Origin of the sequence: Fusicatenibacter saccharivorans, assembly GCF_027667425.1 — a bacterium.
Lineage (GTDB): Bacteria > Bacillota > Clostridia > Lachnospirales > Lachnospiraceae > Fusicatenibacter > Fusicatenibacter saccharivorans.
The window spans coordinates 114,543-126,922 of sequence record NZ_JAQEGR010000003.1 but is presented as its reverse complement, the minus strand read 5'-3'; the positions used below and the strand labels follow the sequence as shown (position 1 = coordinate 126,922).

Sequence of the window (12,380 nt, the reverse complement as noted above, 5' to 3'; positions counted from 1 at the left end):
GCAAGATAGAAAAGGTGGTGATTTAGTGGAACTGGAAACAACGCTATCGCAAACAATTCGTACCGCAGGAAGCAACTCAGATTATGACTCTGCTTGTAAACGGCTGCTTTCTGAAAAAATCATTCTTGCTTGGATTATGAAAAATTGTTTGGAAGAATATCGGGAATGTAGCATTTCAGAAATCATTGAAAAATATATTGAAGGTGAACCGCAAGTCGCAGAAGTTCCGGTTCTGCCTGATCAGACCAATCCCTCTTTAATCAAGGGAGAACGCACAGAAGATAAAACCATTACGGAGGGAACGATTACCTACGATATTCGTTTCGCAGCAACTGCACCAAAGTCCGGTGAGTTAATCCGTTTAATTATCAATGTAGAAGCACAAAACAATTTTTATCCCGGTTATCCGTTGCTTAAACGCAGCATATACTATTGCAGCCGTATGATTTCTGCTCAATATGGTACTGTATTTTCATCTGCACAGTACGATAAGATTCGCAAAGTCTACTCCATCTGGATTTGTATGAACCCACCAAAATCCAGAGAAAATACTATTACTCAATATTACATTGCAGAAAAATCGCTTGTGGGACATGTCACCGAAAAAGTGGAAAATTATGATTTGATGTCTGCTGTTATAATTTGCCTCGGCAAACCGGACAGTGAGAATTATCACGGAGTTTTAAAATTATTAAATGTCCTACTTTCTTCAGAAACAACACCGAAGGAAAAAGAAAGAATTCTCCATGATGATTTTGATATTGAAATGACGCAGAATTTAGAAAGAGAGGTGTCGCTGATGTGTAATTTAAGTCAGGGAATTGTTGAAAGTACTACCGAGCGAAATACTTTAGACAGTATCCGCAATCTAATGGAAACACTAAACTTGACTACCGAAGAGGCTATGGTAGCTCTGAAAATCCCAGAAGCAGAACGCCCAAAATATTTCGCTATGTTAAAAGAACTATAAAGGGAACGAGGGAAATCCGAATACACAAATTCCGATTTCCCTTTCTTTTTATTTCCTTTTCCTCTCCATCTCATTCTCCATAACCGGCTGTGGCAAATTCTTCATATTTAAAGCCGCCTGTTTTAAATGCAAACGGTCTAACACAGAAATTCGTGTTCCTATCTTACGGGGCTTTACTGGCAGATTATTCATTCTTCCATCAATCATATTATAATTTTGTTCTTCTGTGATCTCTGCACTTCTTAAATATTCTCCATTTTCATAGGCTTTCTGCCAGTTTTCCAAAACAGGTTTTCCACTTTTTTCCCGTATTTCTTGTGGGTGCAGATAGGAAACAATCTGTTCTTTGACTGTTTCGTCAAATCCCGTCGTAACCTGATCCACTATTAACTTTCCACTTCCATCTACCACCACCCAAGCGGCATTTTTTCCGTATGTCGTATGCTCCATCAGGAAAAATTCTTTTCCTTCCACCACCAGATTATCGAAGGCAAGCCAGCTTCCTTCTTTCCCTTCAATATGAAAATTGGTAGTGGCAAGAGAAATCAATGTACTGGACGAACCATTCCGAATAAAACCTGCTAAAACAGTAAATCCCTCTTTTTCCAAATAATAGGCTGCCGCTTCCCCATTTTTATCTAAAATCAGTACGTCCCCGATACTTAGAGCATGTCCGGAAAAATTTTTCGGTAACTGCTTTGCCAAACGGTTTCGGATATTATCCGGTGTTTCATCATACCGCATCCAACTTCTATATACTTGCTTATAATCTGTATAGCGTATCTGAATATGTTCTTTTTGTAATTCTGCATAAGAACGAAAACGCTTTTTTCTGTTTTCCGGAATTTCTCTAAGCTGATACACTGCAAATTGATTACCTGCCATAACCGCTTCTCCTGTATTTCCATTTTTTCATTACAATTCCGCTTCTTTCTTACGGGTGTGGGACGTTTCTTCTTTTTTCTCCTGTTTCTTTAACAGTTCCTTCCGCTCTTTTAAGGCTTTTAGCACAGAAACTTTTCTTCCCATTGTTCCCTCTGGTTTTGCCTGCTCCGCTGTATTTTCCCGTTGTTTTTCTGCCAATATTCTCTCTAAATCTCGCATTGCCTTTTGTACCAACGGACTTTCTTTATAATGGGGAACTAAATCAATCAAGTCTTTGGAGATTTTCCCTCCAGACATCAATTCGTATTCCCCGTCATAAATGCTGCCATCTTCCAGACAAAATCCAATTCCTTTTATCCCATGAATGCGATCCTCTGGAATCGTTTTATATTTTTCTACAGCTTCTTCCAATGTCAGATTTTCATAATATTCTCCCATAGAAGGAAATTCCATACATTCTGCAGCATAAAAAGAAATTTTGGGTTCTTGTACCGTTTCCTGTGGTGTCCTTCCCTGCTTTTCTACTTCTCTTTCGTCAAGATACTGTTCTGCTCGCTTCATGTATTCCTGTAATGTCCCTGTTTTTTCCAACGAAATCGGATTTATATCAATCTTTAATCCAGCAATCCGTATTCCATTTTCCTGAAGCAGATTAAAAAAGACATCTTCCCTGATGTCCCCGGTATAAGAAAGCACCACGTCAAGATCAGAGTCTTCCCTATATAAAGTTTCTCTTGTGCGGCTTCCATATACTCTTGCTGCCAATAAAGTAATTTCTTCATATCCAGCCTCTTCCAGTTCCGCCTGTGCGTAACAAAGCACCGATTCTTCAATGTTCTGACGGCTCTCCCCATGCAACAGTTCTTCTTCCCGAATATCAATCTGTGAAGTTGATGCCAGTTCCCCTTCATATAATCTCTTTTTCTCCCCTTCTATTACAGATTTTTTAAGTTCTTCATAGGAAAACGGCTCGCAAGGTAATTCACCCATTCCTTCCTCTCTAAATATCCAAGAAACAACTTCTTCTTTAGAGGCAGTTATATTCTCATAAAACTGTCCACCAATCTCACGAAACGCTTGGTCATAAATGATATATTCATAGCCTTCTGAAATTTTCTGTAACATCACGTACCCATATCCGGATCGGAAAGCTATGTTATTTTCTTCACTCTCCATCAAGGGTTTTAATGCCTCATACGACTTTTGCGGAAAATATTCTGCCCGTTCAACCTGTTCCTGAAGCATTTCACTATCTATCTTTCTACATACAGTCAAATCTGCCCCTTCCTCTAATAGCAGTGTTTTTGCTGCTTCTTGAAGTGTAACATCAAAGGTATCGTATACCCCTCCATCTAATTCTTGAAACTCTTGATCGTAAAAGGTATAATCATACCCCTCCTCTGTTTCCTGAATAAAGAAAAACTGCCCCGTTGTTTCTATCTGATAAGCCGCTTCTCTTTCTGCTTCTTCAAATAGACTTGCGCTTAAAAATTCCCCCTTATCCTGCTTTTTATCAATCTCTTTTTCTTCCAGATACTCTCTGATTGCTTTCATAGCCTCCTGATCCAGACCATTTTCCAAATCCTGTGCGACCACTCTCCCATTTTCATTTACCAGAACCGGTGCAACTGAAGCCCCATATTCGTTATGCTCCATGAGATAGAAATGTTCCTTCTCAATTTCCACTTCTTCTACCGTATGCCATAAGCCTTCATGCTGTTCCAGTTCCACCTCTTTGGTATCCATACCAATTTTTATTTCTTTTTCGTTTTGAATACTATCTCTTTCATTTCTATCTGTTTCCAATTCTTTCATTTTTCCTTCCAGTTCCTTAATAAACTCTCCTGCTGTTTTTCGTATTGCGTCCATGAAAGTCCTCAATTCCCACATCTTCAGATTTTCACTCCACCCCGCAATATAAGGAAAAGAATAGTCAGAAGTATCCAGTCCAAAATATTGACACACCGTATAAGCAATGCTTTCCGCCTCTATCTCCTTTGTTCTCTGATCTTTTTCTTCTCCTGCCTGTTCCAATACTTCCCTGTCATGCAGCTTTGCATGGGCGATTTCGTGAATGAGTGTTTTTATCGTCTGACTTTCACTCATATCTTCTTTCACAACAATCTCTTTCTTTTTATTATTGTAATATCCCTTTGCTTCTCCTTCTGTTTCATCAAAGCAAATAGGAACAGGGGACAGTTCTCTGACCGCCTGTAAAAATAAGGGGTAATTTTGTACCTGCTCTGTTAAATCCTGTATTGCAAGTTCCGGTAAAGGCTCTCCATACGTTTGTGATACATCAAATACACGGACTACCCGAAAATCAGAAACGACATGCTCAACTACTTCTGTTTCTGGCTGCCCGTCCGGTCCCAAAATCGGCTCGTTTGTTTCCGGATCAAATTTTTCTACAACTTCCTTTTCTTTCCTCTGTGAGGGAACAATAATCTGAATTCCTTTCTCTCCTCTTTTCACCTGACGATGAAAATTTTTCTGCCATGCGGAATACCCTGCTACCAAAGTTGCTTCTGGTCTTTGCAGTGCAATCAAAACCGTATTATTAAAGCTGTAATTATAAAATTTTGACATGGTTTTTAAATATTCTGCATACCGTTCTGATGTAAATAATTCTTTTACACCTTCTTCCAATTGCTTCGTAATTTCATACATTTGCTGCTCTCTATTTCCTGCCATAGACAAATCCTCCATAGTAAAATGTCCCGCCAGCTTCCTGACGGGACTTCACTTCTATAACTGTTGTTCCTGCTTTTTCTTCTGCATATTCCTATTTTTCCAGCCTTTTTCCATATTTCTTTGTGTGGTTTTCAATCTGCCAAGCACCGAAGATTTTTCTATTTTCCCTTTTCGACCTTCTGACACTCTGCCTGCATAATTGACTGACCTTCTAGGCAAATCTGCCACCTGATCTACTTCTTTCTCCTGATCTTGTGGCATTTCCTTTTCGTCCATATTCAAAAGGGAGTTCAGTTCTGCAAGCCTTTCCATCTTCTCCTGCAATTCCTTTTCTTTTGGAAAAGGCTTCACAACCTCCTCCTGTGCTGTTTCCAACTGTTTCTGCAATGTTTCTAATTTTTGCTCTGTTTCTTCCATTTTCTTCTCAATTCCACCTAGCGCATTACTGATACGTTGTAAATTTCCAAGAATATCCTTTCCCATCTCAAGCAGATAACTGCATTTTCTCTTAATGGTCATGATGTACCGTTGATTAAAAGCATCAAATTTTGCGTATAAAGAAAAGTCATGAAAAGTTCCTATCTTGCCCTCTGTATGAATAGCTTTTAGTCCTTCACATGCCGCCAAAAGTGCGGTTCCTGCTTCTTTTTTATCCGTAAATGTTTTGTTGGAAATAATCATGGAAAAATCTTCATTCTCAAAAATAGGACGGACAGCTTCTGCGTCAGATCGAAGCCCCGCAAGGCGCTCTTTCTGTGCAGCAATCTGCATCGGATAATTCTTTGCAATATCCATTTCCAGTTTATATTTCTGGCTGGTATGGTTTGCTTTTAATAATTTCAATTTACTTACCTGTATATCCAAATCCATTTTTTCCTTGATATAAGGATTTCCTGTTGCCAACGCCTTAATTTCCGCATACGACAATGCTGTGTCATCGACATCTTCACAGGCACGGACAGGGGATTTGCTTGTCATAATCTGGGAAATAAATTTCTGTTTATTCTCCAAAATCTGCCACATATACGCATCAAATGTATTTTCTGTCACATACCGGAAAATCTTGACTTTTTTATTTTGATTGCCCTGCCGCAAAATTCTTCCCTCCTGTTGTTCCAAATCTGCAGGCTTCCAGGGGCAATCTAAATGATGCAAGGCAATCAGGCGATCTTGAATGTTCGTCCCTGCCCCTAATTTTGGGGTAGAACCCAGTAAAACCCTGACCTGACCGGAACGCACTTTTGCAAAAAGTTCTGCCTTTTTTGTTTCGGTTCCCGCTTCATGAATAAACACAATTTCCTCTTTGGGTATCCCTTTTGTTACCAGTTTTTCCCGAATATCATCATATACATTAAAAGAACCGTCATTTTTCGGTGTTGATAAATCACAGAAAATAAGCTGTGTAGAAAGCTGCTCCTTTGTTTCCTCCCAAATGGAAAAGGTATTTTCCACACAACGGTTAATCTTGCTATCTTCATAATCCGGAAGCATGTCATTGATAAGACGCTGATCCAATGCACATTTTCGTCCATCGTTGGTGATTTTAAGCATATTATCAACAGAAGCGTCCACACCTCCACTTCTTACAATTTCCGCACGTTCCCCAAACGCTGCCACTAATTCCTGTTGTTCTTCGCTTGGCTTTAATACTTCATTGATATATTCTGCTTCCGGCACGGGTAAATGCAACATGTCCGCAGTCTGAATATCCGCACTTTCTTTAAAAAGCGAAATCAATTCTGGAAGATTGAAAAAACGGGCAAACCGTGTTTTTGCACGATAGCCCGTTCCTTCCGGTGACAACTCCACCGCTGTTACCGTTTCCCCAAAAGTTGCCGCCCAAGAGTCGAAATGTCCCAACTGTAACTTTTGCAAAGTATCATATTGTAAATACCGCATAATGGTATATAATTCCGTCATACTATTCGAAACGGGAGTTCCTGTGGCAAATATAACGCCCTTTCCTCCCGTCAATTCGTCCATATATCTGCATTTCATAAACATATCTGAGCTTTTCTGTGCGTCAGTCTGTGCAATCCCTGCAATATTCCTCATTTTTGTATAAAGGAACAAATTTTTGTAAAAATGGCTCTCGTCTACAAACAGCCTGTCTACCCCTAACTGCTCAAAGGTCACAACATCATCTTTTCTAGTATCATCGTTTAATTTTTCCAGTCTTTTCTCCAGACCTTTTCTCGTTCTTTCCATCTGTTTTATGGTATAACGTGGGCTGTCATCACTTTGTGCTTCTTCGATTGCCAGCATAATTTCTTCTATCTGCTGTTCAATCATTGCTATCTGACGCTCTTTTGACAGTGGGATACGCTCAAACTGGCTGTGTCCAATGATAATTGCATCGTAATCTCCTGTGGCAATCCGAGAACAAAATTTCTTTCGGTTCGCTGGCTCAAAATCCTTCTTTGTAGATACCAGCACATTGGCTCCCGGATATAACCGGAGGAAATCACTTCCCCATTGTTCTGTCAGATGATTCGGTACAACATAAAGATTTTTCTGCGAAAGACCAAGCCGCTTACTTTCCATTCCCGCTGCGATCATCTGGAAGGTTTTTCCAGCCCCTACGCAGTGTGCCAGCAATGTATTTCCTCCATACAATACATGAGCTACTGCATTTTTCTGATGTGGCATCAGCGTGATTTCCGGTGTCATTCCTACAAATTGAATATGACTTCCATCATATTCTCTGGGACGGATACTATTAAAAATCTCGTTATATTTCTTACATAAAGCTTCCCTTCGATCTATATCACGAAAAATCCATTCCTTAAAGGCTTCTTTAATCATATCCTGCTTTTGCTGTGCCAGCATGGTTTCTTTCTTATTTAATACCCTGTGTTCTCCGTCAGCGTCCTGTATCGTATCATAAATCTTCGTATCCCGCAGATTTAACGCATCTTCCAGCAAACGATAGGCATTTGCACGAGCTGTTCCATAAGTAGCAGTTACCCTCGTATTCCCATACGTATCCAGCGATTTTCCTGAAATATTCCACTGTCCGTTTACCGGGGCATATTTTACTTCAATCCGACTTCCAAGGTAATAGTCTGGTGTCTGAAAGAGTTCTCCCATAAACTCAGTAATATAATCTGCGTCCACCCACGTTGCACCAAGCCGGATTTCAATTTCTGAAGCTTCTAATTCTTTGGGCTGCACTTTTTCAAGTGCCTGTACATTCACCTGATAGCGATCCTGATTTTCAGCAAATTGTTTTGCCACTTCCAGCTTTACCCGGACATTCCCTGATAAATATTCATCTGAAGTTTCCCACTTTTCTGTCAATGGATTTTGAAAAATAACCCCTGTTAATTCTTCGATAATCTCTGTCTCTGGCTTTCCTGTCAATTCTGTCATAAAGGACAAATCTATTTTTGCACGTTCTGCCAAAGACAAAGCAAGCGCTTCGCTTGCGGTATCCACACGCTCTACCGGTTCTGCCTTTCGGATTGTGCGCTTATGAAAAATATCCGCTTTTCTTTTTAACTTTCCTTCTTCGTCTAAAAATTCCAGAGAAGCAAGCAAACAATAACTACTGTCCTGTGAAAATGCCCGACGGTTTGCAGTGCTGTTGATCAGTCCATATTTCGCTGTAAAAGTATCATAGGTTTGGTTTAATTCCTTTTGAAGATTCTTGATTTCCTCCTCACTGGCATCTTCCATCTGGCTGTCAATCAATTTTTTGGTAATGTCCCGAAGCTCTATCATGCCTAAGACACGTTCTGTTGTCACAGCAGGTAAATCCATACGGTTCATTCTGGAGTTTTCCCGATAATATACCTGTCCGCCAACCTTTGCAAAGCTGAAATTCTTCACGGACGGATCAGCCAAAATGGAGTCTTCTGTTTCATTTAAGTCCAATTCGTCAAACTCCCTGACTGTAATCTGCCCTTGAATGAGAGGAATAACCTCTTTTAACTGTTCTTCCAAAGAAATGTCTTTCTTCGGTTTTACCGTAACTTCCATTCTTCCATACTGATTACTCTCGAAAGCAAAGTCCCCCAACACCATTTCCGGATGTTCTACAAAATAAGAATTGATTTTATATCCCTCTTCGGTTTCTCCCACTTCCACCCAAGAAGGCTTCTGCAGCACCGCCCGATCCCGTTTTTGGAAAAATAAAATATCGGATACGACATCTGTTCCGGCATTTTTGCGAAACGCATTTTCCGGCAAACGGATTGCGCCTAATAAGTCTGCTTTCTCCGCAAACTGTAATCGCACTTTTTCACTCTCTTTATCCATTGTCCTGCTTGAAGTAATCACTGCTACTACACCGCCGGGACGTATCAAATCCAAGGACTTTACAATAAAATAGTCATGAATCATCAGAGAATACTTATCATATTTTCGGTCTGATACCTGATAATTTCCAAATGGCACATTTCCAATCACACAATCAAAAAAACTTTCCGGATATTCTGTTTTTTCAAATCCCTTTACCTCAATGCGGTTCTTTTGATAAAGCTGACCTGCAATCTTTCCCGAAATCGGATCTAATTCTACGCCATACATCTGAATGTTCTGCATACTCTCCGGCACAAGCCCCATAAAGTTTCCCACACCGCAGGAAGGTTCCAGTACATTTCCCGTAGATAAGCCCATATTTTCTAAAATCTGATACATGGCTTTGATCACCGTAGGCGGTGTATAAAAAGCATTCAACGTAGAAGAACGTGCCTCTTTATATTCACCTTCACTCAGTAAACTTTTCAATTCCTGATATTCCTGACTCCACTCTTCTTTTCTGTCATCAAATGCCGCTGAAAGACCACCCCAGCCAACATATCTGGATAAAATTTCCTGTTCTTCCGATGTTGCCAAACGGTTTTCTGCTTCCAACTTTTTTAATAAAGAAATTGCTTCTATGTTTCCACGAAACTTTTCTTTTGGGCTTCCAACTCCCAACGCATCGTCTGTAATCTGAAAGTTATTCTGTTGTTCTGCACTTTTTTTCTGCTGTGGGGCAACATCTTCCTCTGTCTGATTTCGTTTTTGTGGAACAGCCGTTATGATTTCTCCATCTGCACCTATCACATCTATCGTATCTCCAACCTCCGTATTAGACTGCGATAGGATTGGTTCTTTCGATTTTTCTGTATCAAGTGGCTCTGCCTGCATAAAATCAAACAGGGATAATTGTTGCTCTCCATACGCAACGGATAGTTCTTTTTGCCGCTCTGGAAACAGCGTATACGTCCCTTCTATATACTGATGAAGAATTGCAAGGGTTTCCACACGCTTTTCATAGTTCTCAAATTCTAACGGCAAGGCTGCAATAGCTTCATCCATTTTTTTAACCAGTTCTTCCGCTGTTTCTTCCTGCTCTAACAGAAGTGGTAACTCCTGTCTTTCTTCTTCCCCTAAAAAACTGTCTGAAAATGGACGTTCAATCTCCTCTGGCAACCGATAATAAAAGGAAACAATACGGTTCGCCATCTGTTCTCTCTCATAAGAGGGCATTCTTGTATAATCTTCCGCCTTTAAATAAAAATCCTGATCAATCAAAAACTCAATACGCCTTGCCACCTGTGTCCATTTCAAAAATACCGTAGCCTCCGGGTGACTGTAAGAGCCTCTTTCCAGCTTTAATCCCTTCCCATCATAATCTGCATGAGAATGATCCGCTCCGGAAAGTGCATGGCTTCTTCCACCAATTCCATAGCTTTCCTTTACAAAATCTGCTTTTTCTCTTTCGCTTTTATCTTGAATAAAAAAAGAATAGGTACTGAGTCTTCCATCACGATAGGAACCACCGCCGACTAAAAACGCATCAATTTCATCTTGTGTGATAAAAATAGAATGTTCCTCCCAAGCAAACCCTTCTCTTGCCTGATAAGGAACTGCTTCTTTCGCAAATTTCTGAAACTGTTCTAAGACTTTATCCGGGCGATAAAAATGAAAGCGCATAATCTCTTTATCCTCTTGGTAATACTCTGCCAGTGCTTCCAATCGCTCATTCAAATCTGCCAAATACCCCGGTTGCTCCAGTAACGCACAAACCTTTTCCGTAACCGTTGGAAAAGTATTGCGGAATACTTCTGTATCTTCAAATACCAGTTCTGCAACGCCCTCTGCCATATCCTGTTCCATATAAATTAAGACGTCTGCATGTTCTTTCAGCGCATTTTCTCTTGCAGCATCTAAAACAACCTGCGGCGCATACTCCCCCTGTCTGAGCAACTGGTGTATTCTTCCACTGACTTCCTCCCAAGATAAGAATACTTTATCTAATACATGATCACGTACCGTATGCCCCACTGCAATCTGCATACCTAATTCATCATACCAGACTGCATACTCCCTTCCTGAAATCTGTAAACCGATACCACCTTTTCCATATTCTTTTTGGACAAATTCTGTATACGCTTCTTCTGGCTGCTCGATCATAAAATTATAGATAATCCGTAAATGACTTCCTTTCCGGTTTCCTCCATAGCGCAATACTTCATCTACAACTTCTGCCGAAATTGTCACTTCTTTTGCATAAAGAGCAGCCTGCCTTTCTTCAATTTCACGAATCTGTTTTTCTACGGGAGGTAATTGGGGCAAAGAAAGAGCAGAGGCAATTTCTTCCTCTGCTCCATCGAAATCCTGTTCTGTTTGTTCCTCGCTTAATTGTATACCAATTCCGTCAAAACGCTCTCCTCTGCCATCTGCTGGAGATTGTTCAGGTGTGCCACCCACTTCATCTGATCTGCCTCCTTGTCCGGAGCCGGATATTGAATAAGAAGCCCCTTCATCAGAACTTCCATTCTCTCCTGTGCTGCTTTCTCGATTTCCATCAGATGTTTCTCCAATTTTCCTGTCAGCAACATGCTCTGATACCAGTTCTTCCGGTTTTCCTTCAGGAATGTTTTCCGAAGCATTCCGTACTTCCCGATGTTCACTGGTTCGTTTTCTATTGTCAGGTTCGGAAACAGGTAATCCCCTTTGCGGTAGTATGTCAGTTCCATTCTCATTTCCTCCATTTTCTTCGCTTTCTTGCATTAACGTGTTAAATTCATTATAATGTGTCTGAGAAGAATTTTCAACCCTTTTTTGAGATTTTTCCTTTTGTTCTTCCCAGTCCATTCTCCATACTGTCCGCCCAATATCCCGAAGAATCGGTTCTACAATCTGATTGGTTGCATTTCCTAAAAACGGAAGGACTGACATCGAACGAAAATCTGTAATTGCAGTAAAATCCCCTTCTTCCAAAACGTCCATAGGATCAAGACCGCAGCGACGTGACAAAGAATAAAAGATACTGTTTTGCAGCAACTCCCGAAACTCCGTCTGTATGGTCTGTTCGTCCAAATCTTCTAAAAAAGTGCCTTCTACTTCATATTCCAGACCTTCCATTGCTTCTTCCAGATTTTCCTCTGTCATATCTCTTGCAATTTTCCAAAGTGCCGACGTAAGGGCAACGGTATCTTCTCCTGCCAGACCATATACCTCAGACAAATGATTCAAAAGCGACTCTTTTTGATGTTCCTTCAACTGCCATAAATACGGTGTTTTTCCCCCCTGCACTTTGTGTGTATCGGAAACATCAAATACATATCGCAGTCTTTTTTTCGGGTATCTGTCATCAATTAAAGCAATCCCTTTTGCTCCCCGGTTTACCCACCGTTTCATTTTGTGGTTCCAAACTTCCAGTTCTGCACAGGCAGTTGCCCCCGGACGCTGTGCATGAATTAAAAGTGTATCAGAAAAAGAGTAACGGTACAGTTGTGATGCAGTATCCAGATAATGCAGCCAATCTCTTGGAGAACTGCTGATTTTTTCAGCTTCATATTGGGCAAGTCCCAAAATCTCATAGAGTTTTCCCATG

Annotated in this window: 4 protein-coding genes; 1 reads left to right on the top strand and 3 read right to left on the bottom strand. The window is 40.5% G+C overall.

All coding sequences use genetic code 11. The features are described 5' to 3' along the window. The first annotated feature begins 25 nt into the window (after nucleotides 1-25). Nucleotides 26-970: a hypothetical protein gene (locus PGS38_RS03995; RefSeq protein ID WP_270402350.1), complete on the top strand. Its 945-nt coding sequence runs from the start codon at nucleotides 26-28 to the stop codon at nucleotides 968-970. 48 nt (nucleotides 971-1,018) lie between these two features. Here PGS38_RS03995 and PGS38_RS03990 read toward each other — a convergent pair whose 3' ends face one another. Genes PGS38_RS03990 through PGS38_RS03980 form a run of 3 tightly spaced genes read right to left on the bottom strand, consistent with a single transcriptional unit; the run spans nucleotide 1,019 to nucleotide 12,379 of the window. Then, nucleotides 1,019-1,855, bottom strand: coding sequence for a YodL domain-containing protein (locus PGS38_RS03990; protein WP_270402351.1), 837 nt, complete (start codon nucleotides 1,853-1,855; stop codon nucleotides 1,019-1,021). 30 nt (nucleotides 1,856-1,885) lie between these two features. Beyond that, nucleotides 1,886-4,549 (bottom strand): LPD16 domain-containing protein, encoded by a 2,664-nt coding sequence (locus tag PGS38_RS03985; protein ID WP_270402352.1) that lies wholly within the window; start codon nucleotides 4,547-4,549, stop codon nucleotides 1,886-1,888. Between the two features lie 54 nt (nucleotides 4,550-4,603). After that, a complete protein-coding gene (locus PGS38_RS03980; RefSeq protein WP_270402353.1) occupies nucleotides 4,604-12,379 on the bottom strand; it encodes an N-6 DNA methylase in 7,776 nt (2,591 codons plus the stop codon). Nucleotide 12,380 lies beyond the last annotated feature (1 nt).